The sequence below is a fragment of the Brucella sp. NBRC 12950 genome (assembly GCF_030268145.1).
Lineage (GTDB): Bacteria > Pseudomonadota > Alphaproteobacteria > Rhizobiales > Rhizobiaceae > Brucella.
Genome location: NZ_BSQC01000004.1, coordinates 328,256 through 350,828, shown reverse-complemented (window position 1 = coordinate 350,828; position 22,573 = coordinate 328,256). Strand labels below are relative to the sequence as shown.

The following is a 22,573-nucleotide window of genomic DNA, read 5'->3' as shown; positions in this document are numbered from 1 at the left end:
CCGGGGAGGAACCACAACAGACCCCGGCATAACTCGATCGCAAATTCAATTCTTGCGGAAGAATGATGGCCAAAGCCTGACATTCCCTTAAACCGGCCGCCCCGGTATTTTTGCGCGCATCTTGTCCGAAAACCGCTTCACACTTTTCGGGATGCGCTTGCCCCGGCAGCAGCTTTCGCCACTGCCGGTTCATTTCAATCAGCTACGTAGTCTCAGCCCTTGAGGACTTCAACCAGCGTCTTGCCGAGCTGTGCTGGCGAAGGAGACACGCGAATGCCAGCCGATTCCATGGCTGCAATCTTGTCTTCTGCGCCACCCTTGCCGCCCGAGATCACGGCGCCAGCATGGCCCATGGTGCGTCCGGCAGGAGCTGTACGGCCAGCGATGAAGCCAACCATTGGCTTCTTGCGGCCGCGCTTTGCTTCGTCCTTCAGGAACTGCGCTGCTTCTTCTTCAGCGGAGCCACCGATTTCACCGATCATGACGATCGACTTGGTTTCATCGTCGGCCAGGAACATTTCCAGCACGTCGATGAATTCGGTGCCCTTGACCGGATCGCCGCCGATACCGACAGCAGTGGTCTGGCCGAGGCCTTCGTTCGAAGTCTGGAACACTGCTTCATAGGTAAGTGTGCCAGAGCGGGAAACAACACCCACCGAACCCTTCTTGAAGATATTGCCCGGCATGATGCCGATCTTGCATTCTTCAGGGGTCAGGATGCCTGGGCAGTTTGGTCCGAGCAGGCGCGACTTCGAGCGTTCCAGACGCTCCTTGACGCGAACCATGTCCATGACTGGAATGCCTTCGGTGATGCAGACGATGAAGCCGACTTCAGCTTCGATCGCTTCGATGATTGCATCTGCTGCACCTGCTGGCGGAACGTAGATCACCGATGCGTCTGCACCTGTGCGTTCCTTGGCTTCTGCAACAGTTGCGAAGATCGGAAGCTTTTCGCCCCTCGAGCCTTCCCAGGTTTCGCCACCCTTTTTCGGGTGAATACCGCCGACCATCTGCGTGCCGTAATAAGCAAGCGCCTGTTCGGTGTGGAAAGTACCGGTCTTGCCGGTCAGGCCCTGTACGAGAACCTTGGTGTCCTTGTTAACGAGAATGGACATGCCTTAGTTTCCCTTCACTGCAGCGACGATTTTCTGCGCCGCATCGTCGAGATCGTCAGCCGAAATAACATTCAGGCCGCTCTCGTTGATGATCTTCTTGCCAAGCTCAACATTGGTGCCTTCAAGACGGACAACCAAAGGAACCTTGAGACCGACTTCCTTGACCGCAGCGATAACGCCTTCAGCGATAACGTCGCACTTCATGATGCCGCCAAAGATGTTGACCAGAATGCCCTGAACAGCCGGATCAGCGGTGATGATCTTGAACGCAGACGTGACTTTCTCCTTGGTAGCGCCGCCACCAACGTCGAGGAAGTTAGCTGGCTCAGCACCGTAGAGCTTGATGATGTCCATGGTTGCCATGGCAAGGCCTGCGCCGTTGACCATGCAGCCGATGTTGCCATCAAGAGCGACGTAAGCGAGATCGTGCTTGGAAGCTTCGATTTCCTTTTCGTCTTCTTCCGACAGATCGCGCAGTTCCTGAATGTCAGGATGACGGAACAGTGCATTGCCGTCGAACGATACCTTGGCATCGAGAACGCGCACGCGGCCATCGGTCATGACGATCAGCGGGTTGATTTCCAGAAGGCTCATGTCCTTTTCGGAGAATGCCTTGTAGAGGATCGGGAACAGCTTGAGGCCGTCTTCACGCGCTGCATCCTTAAGCTCTAACGCATCGGCGAGCTTGTTGGCGTCTTCATCGGTCACGCCCTTGGCAGGATCGATAGCAACGGTGATGATCTTTTCTGGCGTTTCTTCAGCAACAGCTTCAATGTCCATGCCGCCTTCGGTCGAAACGACGAAAGCAGGACGGCCAACGGTGCGGTCGATGAGGATCGAGAGATAAAGCTCGCGCTCGATGTCTGCACCATCTTCGATGTAAAGACGGTTGACCTGCTTACCAGCTTCACCGGTCTGCTTGGTCACGAGCGTGTTACCGAGCATTTCCTTTGCATGGGAAACAACTTCTTCGATCGACTTTGCAAGGCGAACGCCGCCCTTTGCATCAGGACCGAGTTCCTTGAACTTGCCCTTGCCGCGTCCACCAGCATGGATCTGGCTCTTGACGACATAAAGCGGGCCTGGAAGCGTCTTTGCCCATTCTTCCGCCTGTTCGACGGAATAAACAGCCACACCATTGGCGATTGGGGCGCCGAAAGTGTGAAGCAGGCGCTTGGCCTGATATTCGTGAATATTCATCTGGTTGTCCTCTGCGGATTAACAGCCGGAAAAGGCCGGGCTGCTCTCAAGAGCGATCCGGCCTTGTCTGGAACTTATTTCAGTGACGGAGCGATACCGACGCAAGCTTCGCAAAGACCGGCAACAGATGCGACCGACTTTTCGAACTCGGCCTTTTCGTCCTTATCGAGATCGATCTCGATAATACGTTCAACGCCGTTGGCACCGATCACAGTTGGAACGCCGACATACATGTCCTTGACGCCATACTGACCGGAAAGCTGTGCTGCGACTGGCAGAACGCGCTTCTTGTCCTTGAGGTAGGATTCAGCCATCTGGATTGCAGAAGCAGCCGGTGCATAGAAAGCAGAACCGGTCTTGAGCAGGCCGACGATTTCTGCGCCGCCATCACGGGTGCGCTGAATGATCTTGTCGAGCTTTTCCTGGCTGGTCCAGCCCATCTTGACGAGGTCTGGAAGCGGGATACCGGCAACGGTCGAGTAACGAGCGAGCGGAACCATGCTGTCGCCGTGGCCACCAAGCACGAATGCAGTGACGTCTTCGACCGACACGTTAAATTCCTCCGACAGGAAGTAGCGGAAACGGGCGCTGTCCAGAACGCCAGCCATGCCGACAACCTTGTGTGCTGGCAGACCGGAGAACTTCTGCAAAGCCCAGACCATCGCATCAAGCGGGTTGGTGATGCAGATGACGAAAGCTTCAGGCGCATATTTCTTGATGCCTGCGCCGACCTGTTCCATGACCTTCAGGTTGATACCCAGAAGATCGTCGCGGCTCATGCCCGGCTTACGCGGCACGCCTGCGGTTACGATGACAACGTCTGCGCCTTCGATTGCGGCATAGTCGTTTGCACCGGTGAACTTCGCATCAAAACCGTCAACCGGTGAAGATTCTGCAATATCCAGTCCCTTACCCTGCGGAGTACCTTCCGCAATGTCGAAAAGGACGACGTCGCCGAGTTCCTTCAGACCAGCAAGATGAGCGAGCGTGCCGCCAATCATACCGGAGCCGATGAGGGCAATCTTGTTGCGTGCCATGTTGTTTCTTTCCTCAAGTTTGATCCAGAAACGCATGAAGCTATCCGGTTTCCTCCCGGAAAACGCGTCTGCGCTGCGAGGGTTCGATAGGACTCTTTGCAAAAAAACTCAACTCATTATTTTGCGACCAATGTTTTCAATCGGTTAGATTTATATGTTCTTACGTAAACGTAAGATATTTTGGCAAAATGGAGGCAACTGAGTCTTATCGTCCGGCTGTTACGCATTGCTCAGAACACGCCAGCCGGGCCGTCATTCATTTTTAAAGGCCATTCACGTCTACAGGAGGAAACACGATCAGCAAACAACCGCATTCAACCCAAGCTCTTGCCAAAGCAACATAGCCCTCAAATGCTATAAGTCGAGTCTGTGGCAGTTCGATGATGGAGCGCATCCCAAAAGCAGAGGAATGCGAACCGTCTCAGCCTGCTGATTTTTCTGCAAATGCTTCCAGATATTCCGCGCTCTGCATTTCAAACAGGCGGGAAGCCGTGCGGTCAAACTCAAAAGCTTCTACGCCTTTGCTTGCTTGATAAAGCTTTTCAGGCTGTGCTTCGGCAGAGATGAACAAACGCGCGTGATGATCGTAAAGCACGTCGATCAGCAGAATGAAGCGCTTGGCCTCATTGCGTCGCGAATAATCGAGCACCGGCACATCCTCAACAAACAGCGTCTGATAGCGTGTGACGATAGCGATATAATCGTTGGCTGCAAGCGGCTGGGCGCACAGTTCATCGAAGGTGAAGCGCGCGGCCCCCGGCACTGCATGACGCACGGGAATATCGCGTCCCTTGATATGCACCACGTCTGGCTTTTCTTGCCGACCATCCTTATGCGCGGTCCAGGCGGCATCCATGCGCTTGGTCGTCTCGGAACCAAGCGGCGTCAGATAAACCGGCTGACGGTCGAGCTTTTCCAGTCGGTAATCGGTGCGTGAATCGAGATTGATCACATCAACATGCTGCTTGAGGATATCGACAAAGGGCAAAAACAGCTGACGGTTCAGTCCGTCGCGATAAAGATTGTCAGGTGCCACGTTGGATGTCGCGATCAGCACCACGCCGCGCGCAAACAATGCATTGAACAGGCGCGACAGGATCATCGCGTCGGCAATGTCGGTCACAGTAAATTCGTCGAAGCAAAGCACCCACGCCTGTTCGGCCAAAGCTTCAGCCACCGGCGGGATCGGATCTTCCTGCTTGGTTTCGCCTCGCTTCAATGCCTGACGATGCGCATTGATGCGCTCATGCGCGTCAGCCATGAAATCATTGAAATGCGCACGGCGTTTGCGTTCGACCGGCAAAAGCTGGAAGAACATATCCATCAGCATGGTCTTGCCGCGACCAACTTCGCCATGAACATAAAGTCCTTTGACGGTGGCAACTTCCTTGCGCTTGCCAAATAACCAGCCCAGCGCACTCGATTTGCGCGAAAGACGTTTGGTGCAAACTTCCTCGATCAGCCGGTCATAGCGTGCAGTCAGTTCAAGCTGTGCGGGATCGGATTCGACCTCCCCTGCCTTGACCAGCGCGTCATAATGCTCGCGAACCGAGGGGAACGCCTTCAAATTACCATCGAAAGACATGATTGCCTGTCCCACCGCTCAATTACGAAAAAGGCGGAGCGTCTCACGACTGCCCCGCCTGTCTTTAACTCAATAGGCTTATCAACGCGACAGCGAAACTGCCTGACCGCTCGTGGTCTGACCGTCGAATCGGCCCTGACCGGAAGAATAAAGCGTAGCGACCGTGCCGCCATTCGCATCATAGAGCGAAAGCTGTTTGCCGCTGACCGACCAGGAAGCAAGGCTTCCGAGTTCACCCGGGCAGCGCAGCGGACCAGCGCGATAGCCCTGACCATACTTTGTCTGTGGCGTTGCGATCTTACAATTCTGACCGGCAAGCGATGCATTCCATACGCCTGCGACAGTGCCCGGCGTCAGATCAGGTGCCGATTCGGGCGGCAGGCTTGCAACCTGCGTTCCGGCCGCTGGCTGCGACATGTCGGTCGTCGGCGCCGTCGGAAACGAGTTAGGAGCGTTCAGATTACCAGACTGTACGGAACTGACGGGAGCAGAACGCAGCGGTGCTGGTGGCGGTGGCGATGCATTGTTGTCAAAACCTCCGACTCGGGAGCTTTGGCAACCGGCCAAAATGACGCCCGCCGCAGCAATGCTGAGCAAACTTGCTTTTGAAATTCCCATCTGGTTCTCCAATTTCGCCAAAAGTCCTGGCATGTTCGTGGGGCTGACTATTCGGGGGAGTGCCCCTCGCACCGTCGAGTTTGAAAGCTCGACCTAAAAACAATATTGCACCGATAAAATGGCGATATGGTTAAAAAATCAACAGCAAGCTACCGTGAATTTATGCAAAAGCATCCATAGAAGGCTTGAAATAGCTTAGAAATTTTCAAAATGGCGCAGGAAGGACACAGTTTTTAGGTAAACATCGATCCACAAATTCAGCAATCAGACCGGGCTTGAGCCAATAACGCGCCGGTACTGGCAATTTGTGGGCTTTTCCGCCATATAGAGCGCATCCCGAAAAGTGTGAAACGGTTTTCGGACAAGATGCGCGTTAAAACAAATGCTCGGAACGCCGATCTGATCCAGTCAGAACGAAACACGATCCAGAGCCTTTCCGATATAGACAGGACCCGGAACCAGCAATGAGTAAGGCCATCTTCGCCAAGATGAACGGACTGGGCAACAAAATCATTGTTGCCGATATGCGCGGACGCAGCGATCGTATCGCTCCGACTGCTGCCATCCGTCTGGCCGGAGAAGAGGCAACTTCCTTTGACCAGATCATGGCGATCCATGATCCAAAAACGCCCGGCACCGATCATTATATTGAGATCATCAATTGTGACGGCACACAGGCTCAGGCTTGCGGCAACGGCACACGCTGCGTTGTGCAGTGGCTTTCTAATGAAAGCGGAAAACAGGATTACACTTTCCAGACACTGGCTGGCATCCTGACCGCCAATGAGCACGAAGACGGGCTGATTACGGTCGATATGGGCAAGCCGCATTTCGGCTGGAAGGAAATCCCCCTCACCCATGAAGTGGACGACACCCGCGCCATTGATCTGTCTGCTGGCCCTGCCGATGCGCCTGTTCTGCAAGCGCCGTCGATTGCATCCATGGGCAATCCGCACGCGATCTTCTGGGTCGAAAACGATGTCTGGTCCTATGGGCTCGATCAATATGGGCCGGGACTGGAACATGATCCGATTTTCCCGGAACGCGCCAATATTTCCATCGCTCAGGTCACATCGCGCAACAGCATGAACCTGCGGACATGGGAACGTGGTGCGGGCCTCACCCTCGCATGTGGTTCTGCCGCCTGCGCTGCCGCCGTCTCAGGCGCACGTACTGGCCGTACCGAACGCAATGTCACGGTCAATGTCCCCGGCGGCCCGCTCAAGATTGAATGGCGCGACGACGATCACGTCATGATGACCGGTCCCGCTGAATGGGAATTTGATGGCACATTCGATCCCGCAACCGGCGAATGGGAGTACGCCCCTAATCAGAGCAGAGGTGCTGCCTGATGGCCGTTGAAGTCGTAACTTTCGGATGCCGCCTCAATACCTATGAATCCGAGGTGATGAAGCGCGAGGCGGATAGCGCTGGCCTTGGCGAACTCAAAGATGGTGCGATCATCTTCAACACCTGCGCCGTTACGGCAGAAGCCGTGCGTCAGGCACGTCAGGCCATCCGCAAGGCACGCCGCGACAACCCGGAAGCCCGCATCATCGTCACCGGTTGTGCTGCGCAGACGGAATCGGCCAAATTCGAGGCGATGGATGAAGTCGACCTCATTCTGGGCAACGAGGAAAAGCTCAAGGCCAACTCCTATCGCATGTTGCCCGACTTCGGTGTGAACCAGTTCGAAAAGGTGCGCGTCAACGACATTATGGAAGTACGCGAAACCGCGAGCCATATGGTCGATGCGATTGAAGGCCGCGCGCGCGCATTTGTGCAGGTGCAGAATGGCTGTGATCATCGCTGCACCTTCTGCATCATCCCTTATGGTCGCGGCAATTCACGCTCGGTGCCGATGGGCGGCGTGGTCGATCAGGTCAAACGCCTCGTCGATAACGGTTATCGCGAAGTGGTTCTGACCGGCGTGGACATGACCTCTTACGGTCCCGATCTGCCAGGAAGCCTGCGTCTCGGCAAGCTGGTGAAGACCGTCCTCAGTCAGGTGCCGGATTTGCAGCGCCTGCGCCTGTCATCCATTGATTCCATCGAGGCCGACGAAGACCTGATGGAAGCAATCGCCAACGAAAAGCGCCTGATGCCCCATCTGCATCTGTCGCTTCAGGCAGGCGACGACATGATTTTGAAGCGCATGAAGCGTCGTCATCTGCGTGATGATTCCATCCGATTCTGCGCAGATGTACGCGCACTTCGCCCTGACATCGTGTTCGGTGCCGACATCATTGCAGGTTTCCCGACCGAGACTGAAGAGATGTTTGCAAACTCGATGAAGATCGTCAAAGAATGCGGGCTGACGCATCTGCACGTCTTCCCATACAGCGCACGCGAAGGCACACCGGCTGCACGTATGCCGCAGGTCAGGCGCGAAATCGTCAAGGAACGCGCAGCGCGTTTACGTGCCGTTGGCGACCGGGCTTATGAAAAACACCTCGCTTCTCTCAATGGCACTGTGCAGCGCCTGTTGATCGAGAAGGAAGGCATTGCCCGCACGGAAGGCTTTACGCTGGCCGCTGTTGATCAGGGTAACGCTGGCGAAATTATCGAACGAATTGTGACGGGGCATGACGGTGAAAAACTCCTCACCCGTCAGACAGAGCCGCAAGCGGCTTAAAGCTTAAGGGCATCAGATTTCATGGCAATGGGTTTCATCAAGAAAATGTTCTCCTTCGGCAAGAAGGAGGTTGAAGAAAAGCCGGTCGAACAGCCCGCTCCTGATGCCGTGGAAGCGGCTTTAGAAACACAGCTTCCGGAAACCGTCGAAGCGCCTAACGAGGCCGAAAACACCGTCGTTGAAGTGGTTATTTCCGAACCGGAAGCACCAGTGATCGCCAGTGAGCCTGAGCCAGAGCCAGAGCCAGAGCCTGAGCAGATTGAAGAGCCTGCCACTGAATCGGTTGAGGAAGAAAAGGCAGAACCGGAGCATCCGGTTGCCGAGATCGAAATCCCGATTGAACAGCCACCGGTGATGGAACCGATCGTGGTTGAAGCACCTGTGCCCGAGCGCGTTGTTGCGCCCGTCGTCGAGCCAGAGCCAGAGCCTGTTGCTGAACCCGAACAGGTTGAAGTCGCGAAAGCTCCTGAAGTTTCAGAGGCACCCGTTGTTGAGGAAATAGTCGAGCCCGCATCTCCACCAGAGGCAGCGAAGCCCAAAAAGGTCAAGGTCGCAAAGGCCGTTGAAGAACATCAGGAAGAAGCGCCGGTCGAGGCAGCGCCTGAGCCAAAGCTTTCCTGGTTTGAGCGCCTGCGTCGCGGCCTGCTGCGTTCATCGAATTCATTGAGTGATTCAATCAGCGGTATCTTCACCAAGCGCAAGCTCGATGAAGATACGTTGCAGGATCTTGAAGACGTGCTTATTCAGGCAGACCTCGGCCTTGAAACGGCCATGCGTGTGACCGATGCGCTGTCGTCCGGTCGTTATGGCAAGGACGTGACCGGCGAAGAAGTGCGCAACATCATGGGCGCGGAAATCGAAAAGGTGCTTGGGCCCGTCGCAAAACCTTTGGAGCTTGATCTCTCGCATAAGCCGCATGTCATTCTGGTTGTCGGCGTCAATGGCACCGGCAAGACCACGACCATCGGCAAGCTTGCTGCAAAGCTCACCGCTGGCGGCCTCAAGGTCATGCTTGCGGCAGGTGATACTTTCCGCGCCGCCGCCATCGAACAGCTCCATATCTGGGGCGAGCGCACCGGTTCCCCGGTTGTTTCGAGCAAGCTCGGGGCCGATGCAGCAGGCCTTGCCTACGATGCATGGAAGCAGGCCAAAGATGCGGGCAGCGATGTTCTTATCATCGACACTGCAGGCCGTTTACAGAACAAGGCCGAACTGATGGACGAACTCGCCAAGATCGTTCGCGTTCTTGGCAAACACGATCCGGAAGCCCCGCACACGGTTCTCCAGACGTTGGATGCCACCACCGGCCAGAATGCGCTCAATCAGGTCGAGATTTTCAAGAATATTGCTGGCGTTAACGGCCTCGTCATGACCAAGCTTGACGGCACGGCACGCGGCGGCATTCTGGTGGCCATTTCGGCCAAGCATAAGCTTCCGATCTATTTCATCGGCGTCGGCGAAGGCGTCGACGATCTTGAACCATTTGCGGCCAAGGATTTTGCCCGCGCCATCGCAGGAGTTGCCTGATGGAGCATCCCGTTTTCGAACGCGATCCGTCGCAAAAGACCGAAGCAGAACGCAAGGAAGTGCCGCCGCTGCTCAAGCTTGCGCTGGAACTCGGACCGCTGTTGGTGTTCTTTTTTGCCAATGCGCGTGGTGAAAGCCTGATCGAACGCTTTCCGGTGCTTGGCCAGATTGGCGAGCCGATCTTTCTGGCAACCGCACTCTTCATGGTTGCAACCGTGATTGCGCTTGCCATTTCATGGTCGATGACACGCACCCTGCCGATGATGCCGCTCATTTCCGGCATCGTGGTTCTGGTGTTTGGTGCGCTGACGCTCTGGCTGCACAACGACACCTTCATCAAGATGAAGCCGACCATCGTAAACACGCTGTTTGGCGCGATCCTGCTCGGCGGGCTTTTGTTCGGCAAATCCCTGCTTGGTTATGTGTTTGATTCGGCTTTCAAGCTGGATGCAGAGGGCTGGCGCAAGCTGACCTTCCGCTGGGGCCTGTTCTTCATCTTCCTGGCAATTGCCAATGAAGTGGTGTGGCGCAATTTTTCGACCGATGCCTGGGTTTCCTTCAAGGTCTGGGGCATCATGCCGATAACCATTGTCTTCACACTTTCACAAATGCCGCTTATCCAGAAGCACACTTTGCCTGAGGCGAAAGCCGAATGAATAAGAACGTGACGAAAGCCGAATGAATAAGAGTTCGGTGAAGGCCGAATAACAAACGCATGAAAATGGAGGACGCCATGCCCCAGATCGACAAAAGACTCGATATCGAACAGTTCATCTGCCGCAGCGATAATTATGGCGTTCTCATCCATGATCCTGAAAGTGAGCTGACCGCGGCAATCGACGCGCCGGATGCGCACGCAATCGAAGCGGCGCTCAAGCGCCGTGGCTGGACGCTCGACTTCATTTTCACGACGCATCATCACCTTGATCACGTCGAAGGCAACGAAGCGCTGAAAGCCAAATTCGGCGTCAGCATCATCGGACCAAAGGCTGAGCAAAGCAAAATCCCGACACTTGACCGTACTGTTCAGGACGGCGACGAGTTCACCTTCGGACTTTTCAAGGTCAAAGTGATTTCCACGCCCGGTCACACGGCTGGCGAGATTTCCTTTTATCTGCCGGAAGCAAAAGTCGTGTTTACAGGCGACACGCTTTTTGCACTGGGCTGCGGTCGACTGTTTGAAGGAACACCGGATATCATGTTCCAGTCGCTGCAAAAGCTTGTGGCGCTGCCGGGCGATACTGCCGTTTATTGCGGCCACGAATATACGCAGAGCAATGCACGCTTTGCCCTCACCATCGATCCCGACAATTCGGCATTGAAGGAACGTGCAGCCGAGATTGCGCGGCTTCGCGCAGCTGATAAGATGACCCTGCCCACAAGCATAGCGCTTGAAATGGCAACCAATCCATTTCTTCGCTGGCACGATGGCCGCATTCGCACGCGGCTTGGAATGCAGGGCGCAACTGATGAAGCGGTTTTCGCGGAAATCCGTAAGCGTAAGGATTTATTCTAGGACATTACCATGATGACGATTTCTCGCTTCAAACAGTTTCATGCAGCAGCTCTGCTCGGCCTTTCTCTTGCGATCCTTCCGCAGTCAGCGAACATGGCCTTTGCCGAAGACATTCTGGCAATTGCAACGCCACCGCAGACACCAGCTGACATCAACAATTTCAAGCTGACCGAAGACCTCCTGACGCGTATGGAAAAAATCCATACGCAGCTTGAGGATATGCAGCTTTCACCGACTGCCGAAGAAGGTCAGGATGCGCAGCCGTCGATGGATTCCATGGTCAAGAGCATCGAGTCCCGCCCGCAAGTGGTTGAGGTGATGAAGGCGCAAAACATCGAGCCACGCGATTATCTTCTCGCCTATTTCGCCATGATGAGCGCGCTTGCAGCAGCCGATGCCGAAGAAGAAGATCAGCTTGTCGATGAAGTGAAGCAGATCAATCCCGAGCACCTCGCCTTTGGCAAACAATATGGCGACCGCATTCGCGAACTGATCGGCGAATAGAGCATCAATGAAAAACCGGCGAAGTTTCCTTCGCCGGTTTTTTCTTTCAAGATGATTGCCTTAGCAGCCGTAGTGCGTTGATTGTCACCAGAACAGTCGCGCCGGTATCGGCCAGAATTGCTGGCCAGAGGCCAGTGATCCCCAGCACCGTGGTCACAAGGAATACTGCTTTAAGACCAAGTGCGATTGTAATGTTCTGATGAATATTACGCATGGTCCGCTTCGACAGATCGACCATCGCAGCCACATCACCGACGCGACCATGCAGCACCGCTGCATCCGCAGTTTCCAGCGCAACATCCGTACCGCCACCCATGGCGATACCAACATCGGCCGCAGCAAGCGCTGGCGCGTCATTGATACCATCGCCAACCTTGGCAACAACCTGACCCGCATTGCGAAACTCGCCAACGATCCGCTGCTTGTCTTCCGGCAGGAGTTCGGCGCGCACTTCGATGCCCAGATCCTTGCCGATAGCTTCTGCCGTGCGACGATTATCGCCGGTCAGCATAACGGTACGAATACCGGCATCCTTCAGCGTCTTAAGCCCCGCAATCGCATCCGCGCGCGGCTCATCACGCATGGCGATGGCACCTGCAATTTTGCCGTCTGCAACCAGGACAGAAACCGTCTTACCTTCATCATTGCAGGCAGCGATCCGCGCCGCCAGATCGTCCGGAATGGCAGAGAGTTCATTCGCAGCCTTGCGCGAACCCAAGAACAGCTCAATGCCATCAGCTTTACCTGACACACCCTTGCCGCCATGTGCCTTACCTGCCGAAACGGCTGAGAGTTTCAGGCCACGCGTATCTGATGCACCGACAATCGCTAACGCTAACGGATGGCTTGAACCTGCATCAAGTGATGCAGCCAGACGCAAGACTTCTTCTTCCGAAAGAGCACCAGACAGAACATCCGTTACCTGCGGCTTGCCTTCTGTCAGCGTACCGGTTTTGTCGAAACAGGCGGTCGTAATCTTGCCTATCGTTTCAAGAACTGCGCCCCCCTTCAACAACAGCCCACGCCTCGCACCGGCCGAAAGCGAGGCGGCAATGGCTGCAGGCGTCGAAATAACCAGCGCACAGGGGCAACCAATCAGCAGAATGGCCAGGCCTTTATAAATCCATTCGCCCCATTCAGCACCCGCGACTAGCGGCGGCAGAATGGCAACCAGAGCCGCCACGACAACCACACCCGGCGTATAGTAAGTCGAGAAGCGATTGATGAAACGCTCTGTGGGTGCTTTGGCTTCCTGTGCTTCTTCAACAAGCCGCACAACGCGGGCAATAGTGTTATCCTGCGCTGCGGCTGTCACTTTCACCCGCAGCAAACCATCGCCATTAATGGTGCCAGCAAACACGCTGTCACCCACGGCTTTGCCAACCGGCGTGCTTTCACCTGTCACCGGCGCTTCATCAATAGCGCTTTCGCCAGCAATAATCTCGCCATCAGCAGGCATACGGTCGCCGGGACGCACGGCAATCACATCGCCGACATTCAACTCTTCCGCTGGCACTTCTTTCGTTGTGCCATTGCTTTCCAAAAAGGCGGTCTTCGGCACCAATGCCGTCAGTGACTGAATGCTTGCGCGCGCCTTGCCTGCGGCCACACCTTCCAGCAATTCACCAACCAGAAACAGGAAGACGACAGCGGCAGCTTCTTCGGTCGCACCGATTATGACAGCGCCAATGGCCGCAATAGTCATCAGCATTTCAATCGAAAACGGCGTGCCATTGATGGCTGCGGAATAAGCACGCTTTGCAATCGGTATGAGGCCGATCAGCATTGCAGCCGTAAAGGCCCATAATTCAATCGGCGGATAAAGATGGCCAACAATATAGGCAACCACCAGACCACCGCCACAGGCGAGCATCATCTGGCCCTTGCCGCTCTGCCACCAGCGCTTCGGTTTTGCAGGCACCCTTGGCTGGATTTTGAGCGCCCCTGTCGATTGCGCGCTGGCTTTGTATCCAAGTGCCGTAACCTTCGCGGCAATCTCGTCAACACTGGCCGAGCCGTCATGATTGACGGTCATAGTGCCATTTGTGACGGAAACAGACACATCCTGCACCCCGCCAACACGACGAACAGCCGTATCGATCTTGGCGGCACAGGAAGCACAATCCATACCCTCCACGCTGAAGCGTAAACTGTCGGCGCCCGCTGCAATCTGCTTTACTTCGGGTTCGTCATGAGCGTGATCATGATGATCGTGGTCGTGGTCGTGCTTGTGGTCATGATCATGGCCGCTACAGCCTGCATGGTCGTGATCGTGATGCTCATGCTTGGCAGGCGCTTTTTCGTCAGCCAATGGTTCGATGCCATAGCCAAGGCTGCGAACCTTTTTGGCAACACTTTCCAGATCGCTGCTGCCATCATGGCGTACCGTCATCATGCCCGTCGTCACCGACACGGAAACATCTTCCACACCCGAAACGCGGCGCACAGCCGTATCGATTTTTGTCGCGCAGGATGCGCAATCCATTCCTTCAACGCGAAAACGGTTTTGTTTCAAAATCTCGTTCATGACCTGCCCCTATCGAGACCACTCTTGAATTGTCTGAAACAAGGTCTACATCCTCTAGTGACTAGAGGAGCAAGAGAAAAAATGATTACCAATGTTCCGATTGGCGAAGCATCGAAAGCCAGCGGTGTTAAAGTGCCAACTATCCGTTATTACGAGCAAATCGGGCTTCTTCCGGTGCCTCCGCGCACGGAAGGCAATCGCCGCCTTTATGATAATGCCGATATTCAGCGGCTGTTATTCATCCGCCATGCGCGCGATCTGGGCTTTGAAGTGGATGCGATCCGCACGCTTTTAGACCTTCAGGACAATCCCGACCAGTCATGTGCTGCAGCTGATTCTATTGCACGCGCGCGCCTGATCGATGTCGAGCATCGCATCACCAAACTATTGTCTTTGAAAACTGAACTTTTGCGGATGCTGGATTGCACGGCACATGGCCGTATCGACCAGTGCCGCGTTATCGAAATCCTGGGCAATCACGATGAATGCGTACATCCGAAGCACTAAACTTCAGACGCAACCATCAATAAGCGGCCATCGCCTTACTGAATCTTCTCGAATCGAGTCGCCTCGATTTTCAGCGTCCCGAGCTGCGTGCCTATGCGGGCAACAACCGGCGCATAGATGCCGGAATTGCCTAATGAAGCGAAAGAGATCGTCATTTTGCTGCGCGTGCTCAGATAGTCGATGGCCTTCTTGCCCTTCTGGTAGCCTGAGATCGGCACGAACTTGGCCGAGCAGATCACCGATTCGCCCGTAAAACCTTCCGTCGTGAAAGATTCTGTGCCGTTGAACGCCAATCGAATATCGGCACGGGTCTGACCATCGAAAACTTGAAGCGTGCGATTGCACACGGCTTTTGGATCTTTGGTGGGAATCATCAGCGCACTGAGCGGGTCACTCACATTGACCAGATCATTGGGGGCTGTTTCCACCCAAGGATCGCGCTTTTTAACCGGCGGCAGATTTTCCGATTCGGTCACATTGCCACTCGAAAAACGTATCTTGGTACTCTTGTTCTTTCGCCCATGCTTGTAAGCAAGATCGAAAGCGGATGGAATAACTTTACCCTGAACCGAGTTGCCGCCAACATAGACGGTGCCGTCCGTATCATCGAAAACGCGCGCGATGCCTGATGTCTTGAAGCGCCCATTCACACCGTAACTCGAACCTTTAACGGTGGTTTCAATCGCAGAACGCGCGATCGAAAGGCCGAACATCGAGATTTCATACTCTGTTCGGTAGAGAGCGTCTGCCTGAGCGCTGCTTATTGCAGCCACACTCGCAATCGCCAATCCGGTTAGCAATGCAACACCCCGCCGCGCTGCCCCATTCTGCATCCACTCGCTTTTCACCGGCTTGAAGAAATGCGATTGCTCGATCATGCCAGATTTTCCTTTCACGATATTCGCCCCGTGAAGCACCGTGCACCCGCACGAACAGTGCCCCAGCAATCCAAATCCACGCATCGCGTCAGCAAAACCGATTCTGTTTTTCCGACCCATGCTGTAGTTTGTCTTTGCGCTTTTGACTATAAATGGCTCCAAATCTGCGTAGAATTCTCTTTCAGCATTAACTGTCGAACAGCAAAAATCGGCGAAGTTATGATCGGGAGGGTCTTCCGATACCGCAAAAGGCCGTAAATGCGCGCCTTTGGGCCATCATGACGGAATCTATCTTGACTGTAATCGCTACTCTCACTATAGAAACGCGACTTTCCCAATAGGCCGCCTGTCCGAGATCGCGCGCCAGCAGCAGAAATACTGCTATGATTGCGTTGAATTCGGACATTCGAGTCGGGGCCTGAGAAACAAAAATTTGAAGGTGAGACCAAAATGTCCCGCGCTTGTGAATTGACCGGCACCTCGGTCCAGTACGGCAACAATGTAAGCCACGCGAACAACCGTACGCGTCGTCGCTTTCTGCCGAACCTCTGCAACGTTACGCTGATGTCCGAAGTTCTCGGCCAGAGCTATCGTCTGCGCATCTCCGCTTCTGCTCTGCGTTCGGTTGAGCATCGCGGTGGTCTTGATGCATTCCTCGTCAAGTCTGACGACAAGGAACTTTCGCAGCGCGCTCGCCTGCTGAAGCGTCAGATCGCTAAGAAGCAGGCTGAAGCTGCTGCATAAGCAATCAGCTTTTTAAAGTTTGACAAAAAAGGCTGACTCGCGTCAGCCTTTTTTGCTGGTTCCATCACCCAGGATAAAAAAATGCCTATGACAGGTCCTTCTTTTGCCCGGCTATTGCCGGCGGTGATAGCGATGTGTGCAGCTGTGGCTGCATCGAACATCCTTGTTCAATATCCTTTCCAGCATTTTGGCCTTGGTGAACTGCTCACCTATGGTGCTTTCACCTATCCGGTGGCATTCCTCGTCAATGATCTGACGAATCGCCGCTTCGGTCCTTCAGCCGCACGCAAGGTCGTCTATGCCGGTTTTGTGCTTGGCGTCCTCATGTCGATCTGGCTTGCAACCCCGCGTATTGCCATTGCATCCGGCTCGGCATTCCTGATCGCACAGCTCATGGACATTACAGTCTTCAATAGCCTGCGTCAGAAGACCTGGTGGAAGGCGCCCTTCGCAGCTGCAATGTTCGGCTCGGTCGTTGATACGATCCTGTTCTTCTCCATAGCCTTTGCTGCAAGCTTTGCGTGGATCGACGCGATGACCGGCATGCCCGATTCGTCGCTGGCAGAACCCGCCTCGTTCCTTGGCCTTGGCGTACCCCTCTGGGCTTCACTGGCTTTCGGTGACTTCTTCGTAAAGGTCGTGATGGGAACGCTGATGCTGGTACCTTATGGTGCCATTCTGGCGATTTTCGCACCGGCACTCTATGCGCCAGACCGCGCCAACGCTGCGAAAAACACTAATCTTTAGAAGTCACGATCCGTTGATCTTAATAGAAATTGGTTTTTCTCAGCGAGTAAAGCCTATAAGAACCGCGCTTCGATAAAAAGTCGGATGATCTTCCGTCTTTCTTTATCGGAGCCATTTTCTATATTGTTCACAAGAAGCATGATCCGCGAAGATTTATTTCCTTAGCGGTCTTAATGCTTCTTCGTTGAGATATTTATATTTAGATAAGGATGAATTAGATGTCCTTTAATAAGGAAAAACTTCCGCTCGTCATTATTACCGGCGCAAGTTCTGGCATTGGCCTGGCTGCTGCGAAGATGTTTGCTGATCGCGGCCATCCGCTGCTGCTTCTTGCACGTCGACTGGACGTCATGGAAAAGCTCAACCTGCCCAACACGCTCTGCAAGTCGGTCGACGTAACCGACCGAAAGGCTCTTGTAGCTGCAGTTCAGGAAGCCGAAGCCAAGTTCGGCCCTGCGGATGTCATCGTCAACAATGCCGGTGTCATGTTGCTGGGCGATGCAACGAAGCAGAACCCGGATGAATGGGACCGGATGCTTGAGGTCAATGTCAAAGGCCTTCTCAATGGCATCCATGCCGTCTCGGCAGGCATGGTGGCACGCAAACATGGCACCATCATCAACATCAGCTCCGTGGCAGGTCGCAAGACATTCGCTAATCATGTGGCCTATACGGCCACGAAATTCGCCGTACACGGGCTTTCTGAGAATCTGCGTGAGGAACTCTCGCCGCATGACGTTCGCGTTGTGACGATAGCTCCAGGTGCCGTCGAGACCGAACTTCTCAGCCACACCAACGACGCAGGCATCAAGGCAGGCTATGAAGCGTGGAAGAAGGATATGGGCGCGCCTGTGCTTTCAGCGGACGACGTTGCCCGCGCCATTGTCTATGCTTATGACCAGCCACAGGGCGTCTGCATTCGCGAAATCGTGCTCGCGGCAACCCGCCAGCAGGCTTAAAAGAGACCCTAAAGCTTGGTCCAAAAAGGGTAAACCGTTTTTCGGATAAAATGCGCGCTCAAAATGCCCCTCTATCTTATGCCAAAACTCCATGAGTATGATTCATGGAGTTTTGGTTAAGCTCGAGTGGGCAGTAGTCTTTTTCAAGGCGCGATGCGCCAGCGTCTCGGCGCCTTGGTATTATCGTCCGCCTGCGCGACGGCGTCCGCGGCCTTTGCCTTCTGCGCCCCGTTCTTCGAACAGGGATGCAAGCTGCTCGGTCATTGCACCGGCTAGCTCTTCCGCGTCCACGATGGTCACGGCACGCTGATAATAGCGGGTGACGTCATGACCGATACCAATAGCGATCAGCTCAACCGGAGAACGGGTTTCGATCTCTTCGATGACCGCGCGTAAGTGGCGCTCAAGATAATTGCCCGGATTGACCGAAAGCGTTGAATCATCCACCGGCGCACCGTCGGAAATCATCATCAGGATCTTGCGCTGTTCAGGACGAGCCAACAGGCGCTGATGCGCCCAGATCAGCGCTTCACCGTCGATATTTTCCTTGAGCAGGCCTTCGCGCATCATCAGGCCGAGATTGCGTCGTGCGCGGCGCCATGGCGCGTCTGCCCTCTTATAGATGATATGGCGCAAATCGTTGAGGCGGCCCGGATTGGACGGCTTGCCACGACCCAGCCATGCTTCGCGCGACTGACCGCCCTTCCAAGCCTTGGTGGTGAAGCCGAGAATTTCGACCTTCACGCCGCAACGCTCCAGCGTGCGGGCAAGAATATCGGCGCAGGTCGCTGCAACCGTGATCGGACGACCACGCATCGAACCGGAATTATCGATAACCAGCGTTACGACCGTATCACGGAAATCCGTATCGCGTTCCATCTTGTAGGAAAGCGGCTGTGTTGGGTCGATAACGATACGCACGAGACGTGCACTATCGAGATAGCCCTCTTCCAGATCAAAATCCCAGGAACGGCTCTGCTGCGCCATCAGACGGCGCTGCAGACGATTTGCGAGACGTCCAACAACGCCCTGCAGATTGGCCAGCTGCTTGTCGAGGAAGCCGCGCAGACGATCAAGCTCAGCCTCATCACACAGATCGGTGGCTTCTACTTCCTCATCGAATTCGCGCGTGAAAACATTGTAATCGACATGCTCTGCGAAATTGGCAAAAGGCTGGTTCTGACGGCGCGTGTCGCCCGGCGTTTCCGCATCGACATCTTCGCTGTCGTCCATATCGTCGGAAGCCGCATCGGCGGCATCCATTTCGCCCTGCTCACCTTCTTCGCTGGAACTGTCCGATTCGTCGCTTTCAGCCGAATCAGAGCCTTCCTGGCTTTCTTCGCCGCCTTCCTCATTTTCGTCTGAGTCTGGCGTCTGTTCGTTATCTTCGTCCTGCTCGTCGCTTTGCTCTTCCTGAGAAAGCTCCTCGGCCATATCCATGGAAGCGAGCATATCGCGCACGGTGCGTGCAAAAGCCTGCTGATCTTCCAGATTTTCGCCAAGACGGGCAAGCTCTGCACCGGCCTTCTGTTCGATCCACTCACGCCAGAGATCAAGCACAGGGCCAGCTTCGGCAGGAGCTTTGCGACCGGTCAGTTTTTCGCGCAACAGAAGCGAGATCGCTTCTTCAAGCGGCGCATCTTCCTTGTCGGTCACATCGGAGAAATTGGCGCGGGCATATTTATCTGCGAGCATAGTCGCAAGATTATTGGCAACACCGGCCATTGCGCGGGCACCAATGGATTCCACACGCGCTTGCTCGACCGCATCATAGATTGCGCGCGCCTGCTTGCCTTCCGGCGCAAGGCTTGCGTGAATACGGGCATTATGGCGCGCCTGACGCAACGCCATGGAATCACCCAGACCGCGCGTAACGGCAACATCATGCGCCGTCGGACGTTTTGGCAGATCAGGCAGGCGGGCACGATTGGCGGTCAGCGCCGGACGATCATTGCTGAAAGCCACTTCCAGCTCATTCTCGCCGGAAATAGCGCGCATGGTCGCGGTCATTGCCCGCTTGAACGGTTCGGAATCAACCGGCCCGTTTTTACGCTCGCGCGAATTATCGCCTATTGCTGACTTCTGGCCCGACATCTGCCTATCCTGACTTTATACAAAGCACCGCCGCCCGTTATGGGCGGCAGGTTTCATCCAGCCTTATGCCAATACGATATTGGCAGCAGATTCTGGAAGTTCCTCACCGAAAGCACGCTGATAGAACTCAGCCACCGTCTGGCGCTCAAGCTCATCGCACTTGTTGAGGAAGGTCAGGCGGAATGCAAAGCCGACATCATTGAAGATCGCGGCATTTTCAGACCATGTAATGACGGTACGCGGGCTCATCACGGTCGAAAGATCGCCGTTGATGAAAGCCTGACGGGTCATGTCGGCAACGCGAACCATCTTGTTCACGATCTCACGGCCTTCCGCATTCTGGTAATGCTTGGCCTTGGCGAGAACGATGTTCACTTCGTTGTCGTGTGGCAGATAGTTGAGCGTGGTGACGATCGACCAGCGGTCCATTTGGGCCTGGTTGATCTGCTGCGTGCCGTGATAAAGGCCGGTCGTGTCGCCCAAACCAACGGTGTTGGCGGTCGCAAACAGACGGAAAGCCGGGTGCGGGTGGATAACGCGGCTCTGGTCGAGCAAGGTCAGACGGCCCGAAGTTTCCAGAACGCGCTGGATCACGAACATGACGTCCGGGCGACCCGCATCATACTCGTCGAAAACCAGCGCAACATTGTGCTGATAGGCCCAAGGCAGAATGCCGTCCTTGAATTCAGTAACCTGCATACCGTCTTTTACGACGATTGCATCCTTACCGACGAGATCGATACGGCTGACATGGCTGTCGAGGTTGACGCGAACGCAAGGCCAGTTGAGGCGTGCAGCGACCTGTTCGATATGGGTCGACTTACCGGTGCCGTGATAGCCTGAAACCATCACGCGGCGGTTAAATGCAAAACCTGCGAGGATCGCGAGCGTCGTCTGACGGTCGAAAAGATAATCCGGATCGCGTTCCGGCACATAGGAATCGCCTGCCGCATAGGCCGGCACCCGCATGTCGGAATCAATTCCGAACACTTCGCGCACCGAAACCGTTGTATCCGGCAAATTGGCTATATCCCGCTCAACCTTGTTCATCATGCCTCCAGAGCGGCAGGACTGTCCGGCCGCGACATTCAAATTCGATCAGGGAGCCTTTCGGTGAACCGGATGACGCCCTTCTGTTCAGTTGCGGGCATCCGTAATCGCATCTGCGCGCAAGCGCAGTAGATGAATGTCCGTCAGGGCATTGAACATGCCCTGATACTCGGCCTCATAAAGCCCACAGAGGCTTTAGCAAAAACCTGCTGTCTTGAGCAATTGATAAGCCTGAATGACCTCGCGAAATCTTTCTTCAGACCCGCGGTCACCACCATTTGCATCGGGATGGTGTTGCTTCACAAGTTCTTTATAGCGCGACTTAATCATATCGCTAGTCGAATTTGCATCAAGACCGAGCGTTGCAAGCGCCTTTACTTCCAAAGTGCGCGGTTTGCGCTGCACAGCTTTGGCAGTGCCGGGGTTGCTTTTCGCATCTTTGACGAAATTGAACGGATCGCGCAGACGATTGTGATAGGCAGCCGAACCCGAACGACGGGTCGCCATATCCGGCGACGTGCGTGCGGAAGCGGTGGAGTTGGATGCCGTCGACCAAGTCGGGCGATTGCCAGTGATCGCATCCTTCTGGAATTTCGAGATTTCGCCGTCGGACAAACCGGAGAAATAATTGAAATTCTTATTATATTCCCGGACATGATCCACGCAGAAATGAAGGTATTCACCCTCGCGCATGCGCCCGACCGGCGCACGATGCGTGCCCGGCTTATCGCAACCGTCCCACTGGCAGCAGGGACCGCTGGACTTCTTTTCCGCTTCCTTCTTGGGACGGATGCGGATGCTGTCGAAAAGTTTTGAGTGCGTTGTCATCGAATCGGATTATGCGAATTAAGAGTGACTAAACAAGAATTGACATTTCATCCTGAATGGTTTTGGCCATGAATTCAGGGCGAAATTTTGATGCAGATTGCAATTCCTGTGCGGATTTGCCCCACGGGTTGCCGCCGAGGCGACGTCTATATGAGGCACAACGTCTATATGGGGAGAACTGGCCAAAATGTCCATTCACAATAGCAAACAATCTTCAATGGAAGCCAAGCTTAATGCAGCTTTCTCTCCGGAACGGCTTGAAATCATAAATGAAAGCCACCTCCATGCAGGCCATCATCACGAAGATCGTGGCCATCATGAGGTCTATGATGGAACCGGCGAAACACATTTTCGCGTGCGCATCGTATCTGCCAAGTTTGAGGGTATGAGTCGCATCGCGCGCCATCGCGCCATCAACGATCTTCTCAAAGAAGAGCTTGAAACCGGCGTTCACGCACTCGCACTGGAGCCTACCGCGCCCGGTGAAGCGACGCGCCGCTGA

General features: G+C 54.8%; 21 protein-coding genes. 11 read left to right on the top strand and 10 right to left on the bottom strand.

What is annotated here, in order from left to right:
- Positions 1-212 precede the first annotated feature (212 nt).
- The 5 genes from sucD to QSJ70_RS09025 form a co-directional block, all read right to left on the bottom strand.
- Positions 213-1,115: a succinate--CoA ligase subunit alpha gene (gene sucD, locus QSJ70_RS09045; protein ID WP_100558457.1), complete on the bottom strand. Its 903-nt coding sequence runs from the start codon at positions 1,113-1,115 to the stop codon at positions 213-215.
- Positions 1,116-1,118: 3 nt separating this feature from the next.
- Complete coding sequence (gene sucC, locus QSJ70_RS09040; RefSeq protein WP_007872231.1) at positions 1,119-2,315, bottom strand: ADP-forming succinate--CoA ligase subunit beta; 1,197 nt, start codon at positions 2,313-2,315, stop codon at positions 1,119-1,121.
- A gap of 74 nt (positions 2,316-2,389) precedes the next feature.
- Complete coding sequence (gene mdh / locus QSJ70_RS09035) at positions 2,390-3,352, bottom strand: malate dehydrogenase (RefSeq protein ID WP_007872232.1); 963 nt, start codon at positions 3,350-3,352, stop codon at positions 2,390-2,392.
- A 421-nt stretch (positions 3,353-3,773) separates the two neighbouring features.
- Positions 3,774-4,937: a cell division protein ZapE gene (gene zapE / locus QSJ70_RS09030; RefSeq protein ID WP_285535841.1), complete on the bottom strand. Its 1,164-nt coding sequence runs from the start codon at positions 4,935-4,937 to the stop codon at positions 3,774-3,776.
- 81 nt (positions 4,938-5,018) lie between these two features.
- A complete protein-coding gene (locus QSJ70_RS09025; RefSeq protein WP_007872234.1) occupies positions 5,019-5,555 on the bottom strand; it encodes a protease inhibitor Inh/omp19 family protein in 537 nt (178 codons plus the stop codon).
- 464 nt (positions 5,556-6,019) lie between these two features.
- On the opposite strand from QSJ70_RS09025, the gene dapF reads away from it, so the two are divergent.
- The 6 genes from dapF to QSJ70_RS08995 all read left to right on the top strand — a co-directional run bounded on the left by dapF (position 6,020) and on the right by QSJ70_RS08995 (position 11,737).
- The gene (gene dapF / locus QSJ70_RS09020) at positions 6,020-6,907 is read left to right on the top strand and encodes a diaminopimelate epimerase (protein WP_285535838.1); all 888 of its coding nucleotides are present in this window, start codon (positions 6,020-6,022) and stop codon (positions 6,905-6,907) included.
- Complete coding sequence (gene mtaB / locus QSJ70_RS09015) at positions 6,907-8,190, top strand: tRNA (N(6)-L-threonylcarbamoyladenosine(37)-C(2))-methylthiotransferase MtaB (RefSeq protein WP_285535836.1); 1,284 nt, start codon at positions 6,907-6,909, stop codon at positions 8,188-8,190. The genes dapF and mtaB overlap by 1 nt, the downstream gene beginning before the upstream one ends.
- Before the next feature lie 21 nt (positions 8,191-8,211).
- A complete protein-coding gene (ftsY, locus tag QSJ70_RS09010) occupies positions 8,212-9,717 on the top strand; it encodes a signal recognition particle-docking protein FtsY (protein WP_285535834.1) in 1,506 nt (501 codons plus the stop codon).
- Positions 9,717-10,373 carry a septation protein A gene (locus QSJ70_RS09005; protein WP_007872257.1) on the top strand — a complete coding sequence of 219 codons (657 nt, stop codon included), beginning with the start codon at positions 9,717-9,719 and terminating at the stop codon, positions 10,371-10,373. The genes ftsY and QSJ70_RS09005 overlap by 1 nt, the downstream gene beginning before the upstream one ends.
- 77 nt (positions 10,374-10,450) lie before the next feature.
- Complete coding sequence (gene gloB, locus QSJ70_RS09000) at positions 10,451-11,233, top strand: hydroxyacylglutathione hydrolase (RefSeq protein ID WP_079212430.1); 783 nt, start codon at positions 10,451-10,453, stop codon at positions 11,231-11,233.
- 9 nt (positions 11,234-11,242) lie between these two features.
- Positions 11,243-11,737 (top strand): hypothetical protein, encoded by a 495-nt coding sequence (locus tag QSJ70_RS08995; protein ID WP_285535831.1) that lies wholly within the window; start codon positions 11,243-11,245, stop codon positions 11,735-11,737.
- A 46-nt stretch (positions 11,738-11,783) separates the two neighbouring features.
- On the opposite strand, the gene QSJ70_RS08990 is transcribed toward QSJ70_RS08995, so the two are convergent.
- Positions 11,784-14,264, bottom strand: a complete 2,481-nt coding sequence (locus tag QSJ70_RS08990) for a heavy metal translocating P-type ATPase (RefSeq protein WP_285535829.1) — start codon at positions 14,262-14,264, stop codon at positions 11,784-11,786.
- 84 nt (positions 14,265-14,348) lie between these two features.
- On the opposite strand from QSJ70_RS08990, the gene QSJ70_RS08985 reads away from it, so the two are divergent.
- Positions 14,349-14,771: a MerR family transcriptional regulator gene (locus QSJ70_RS08985; RefSeq protein ID WP_181152471.1), complete on the top strand. Its 423-nt coding sequence runs from the start codon at positions 14,349-14,351 to the stop codon at positions 14,769-14,771.
- 35 nt (positions 14,772-14,806) lie between these two features.
- On the opposite strand, the gene QSJ70_RS08980 is transcribed toward QSJ70_RS08985, so the two are convergent.
- On the bottom strand, positions 14,807-15,604 hold the full coding sequence (locus QSJ70_RS08980; RefSeq protein ID WP_235819019.1) for a DUF3108 domain-containing protein: 798 nt from the start codon (positions 15,602-15,604) through the stop codon (positions 14,807-14,809).
- A 495-nt stretch (positions 15,605-16,099) separates the two neighbouring features.
- On the opposite strand from QSJ70_RS08980, the gene rpmB reads away from it, so the two are divergent.
- From rpmB to QSJ70_RS08965, 3 genes are all read left to right on the top strand, one after another.
- Positions 16,100-16,393 carry a 50S ribosomal protein L28 gene (rpmB, locus tag QSJ70_RS08975; RefSeq protein WP_007872272.1) on the top strand — a complete coding sequence of 98 codons (294 nt, stop codon included), beginning with the start codon at positions 16,100-16,102 and terminating at the stop codon, positions 16,391-16,393.
- An 81-nt stretch (positions 16,394-16,474) separates the two neighbouring features.
- Complete coding sequence (locus tag QSJ70_RS08970; RefSeq protein WP_105519028.1) at positions 16,475-17,140, top strand: queuosine precursor transporter; 666 nt, start codon at positions 16,475-16,477, stop codon at positions 17,138-17,140.
- Between the two features lie 218 nt (positions 17,141-17,358).
- Complete coding sequence (locus QSJ70_RS08965) at positions 17,359-18,099, top strand: SDR family oxidoreductase (protein WP_285535826.1); 741 nt, start codon at positions 17,359-17,361, stop codon at positions 18,097-18,099.
- A 180-nt stretch (positions 18,100-18,279) separates the two neighbouring features.
- Here QSJ70_RS08965 and cobT read toward each other — a convergent pair whose 3' ends face one another.
- The 3 genes from cobT to QSJ70_RS08950 form a co-directional block, all read right to left on the bottom strand.
- Positions 18,280-20,193, bottom strand: a complete 1,914-nt coding sequence (cobT, locus tag QSJ70_RS08960; protein ID WP_285535825.1) for a cobaltochelatase subunit CobT — start codon at positions 20,191-20,193, stop codon at positions 18,280-18,282.
- A gap of 63 nt (positions 20,194-20,256) precedes the next feature.
- Positions 20,257-21,243 carry a cobaltochelatase subunit CobS gene (gene cobS / locus QSJ70_RS08955; RefSeq protein WP_007872282.1) on the bottom strand — a complete coding sequence of 329 codons (987 nt, stop codon included), beginning with the start codon at positions 21,241-21,243 and terminating at the stop codon, positions 20,257-20,259.
- A 195-nt stretch (positions 21,244-21,438) separates the two neighbouring features.
- The gene (locus tag QSJ70_RS08950) at positions 21,439-22,071 is read right to left on the bottom strand and encodes a J domain-containing protein (RefSeq protein WP_007872284.1); all 633 of its coding nucleotides are present in this window, start codon (positions 22,069-22,071) and stop codon (positions 21,439-21,441) included.
- A gap of 187 nt (positions 22,072-22,258) precedes the next feature.
- On the opposite strand from QSJ70_RS08950, the gene QSJ70_RS08945 reads away from it, so the two are divergent.
- Entirely contained in the window at positions 22,259-22,573 is a 315-nt protein-coding gene (locus QSJ70_RS08945) for a BolA family protein (protein WP_064322198.1), read from the top strand.

What these genes read in the sequence shown, in the direction of transcription:
- rpmB (WP_007872272.1), top strand. Translation starts at nt 16,100, where the DNA reads ATGTCCCGCGCTTGTGAATTGACCGGCACCTCGGTCCAGTACGGCAAC.
- sucC (WP_007872231.1), bottom strand. Translation starts at nt 2,315, where the DNA reads ATGAATATTCACGAATATCAGGCCAAGCGCCTGCTTCACACTTTCGGC.
- sucD (WP_100558457.1), bottom strand. Translation starts at nt 1,115, where the DNA reads ATGTCCATTCTCGTTAACAAGGACACCAAGGTTCTCGTACAGGGCCTG.
- QSJ70_RS08970 (WP_105519028.1), top strand. Translation starts at nt 16,475, where the DNA reads ATGCCTATGACAGGTCCTTCTTTTGCCCGGCTATTGCCGGCGGTGATA.
- QSJ70_RS09005 (WP_007872257.1), top strand. Translation starts at nt 9,717, where the DNA reads ATGGAGCATCCCGTTTTCGAACGCGATCCGTCGCAAAAGACCGAAGCA.
- QSJ70_RS08980 (WP_235819019.1), bottom strand. Translation starts at nt 15,604, where the DNA reads ATGCAGAATGGGGCAGCGCGGCGGGGTGTTGCATTGCTAACCGGATTG.
- QSJ70_RS09025 (WP_007872234.1), bottom strand. Translation starts at nt 5,555, where the DNA reads ATGGGAATTTCAAAAGCAAGTTTGCTCAGCATTGCTGCGGCGGGCGTC.
- dapF (WP_285535838.1), top strand. Translation starts at nt 6,020, where the DNA reads ATGAGTAAGGCCATCTTCGCCAAGATGAACGGACTGGGCAACAAAATC.
- QSJ70_RS08990 (WP_285535829.1), bottom strand. Translation starts at nt 14,264, where the DNA reads ATGAACGAGATTTTGAAACAAAACCGTTTTCGCGTTGAAGGAATGGAT.
- mtaB (WP_285535836.1), top strand. Translation starts at nt 6,907, where the DNA reads ATGGCCGTTGAAGTCGTAACTTTCGGATGCCGCCTCAATACCTATGAA.
- cobS (WP_007872282.1), bottom strand. Translation starts at nt 21,243, where the DNA reads ATGAACAAGGTTGAGCGGGATATAGCCAATTTGCCGGATACAACGGTT.
- QSJ70_RS08945 (WP_064322198.1), top strand. Translation starts at nt 22,259, where the DNA reads ATGTCCATTCACAATAGCAAACAATCTTCAATGGAAGCCAAGCTTAAT.
- ftsY (WP_285535834.1), top strand. Translation starts at nt 8,212, where the DNA reads ATGGCAATGGGTTTCATCAAGAAAATGTTCTCCTTCGGCAAGAAGGAG.
- mdh (WP_007872232.1), bottom strand. Translation starts at nt 3,352, where the DNA reads ATGGCACGCAACAAGATTGCCCTCATCGGCTCCGGTATGATTGGCGGC.
- gloB (WP_079212430.1), top strand. Translation starts at nt 10,451, where the DNA reads ATGCCCCAGATCGACAAAAGACTCGATATCGAACAGTTCATCTGCCGC.
- QSJ70_RS08950 (WP_007872284.1), bottom strand. Translation starts at nt 22,071, where the DNA reads ATGACAACGCACTCAAAACTTTTCGACAGCATCCGCATCCGTCCCAAG.
- QSJ70_RS08995 (WP_285535831.1), top strand. Translation starts at nt 11,243, where the DNA reads ATGATGACGATTTCTCGCTTCAAACAGTTTCATGCAGCAGCTCTGCTC.
- QSJ70_RS08965 (WP_285535826.1), top strand. Translation starts at nt 17,359, where the DNA reads ATGTCCTTTAATAAGGAAAAACTTCCGCTCGTCATTATTACCGGCGCA.
- cobT (WP_285535825.1), bottom strand. Translation starts at nt 20,193, where the DNA reads ATGTCGGGCCAGAAGTCAGCAATAGGCGATAATTCGCGCGAGCGTAAA.
- zapE (WP_285535841.1), bottom strand. Translation starts at nt 4,937, where the DNA reads ATGTCTTTCGATGGTAATTTGAAGGCGTTCCCCTCGGTTCGCGAGCAT.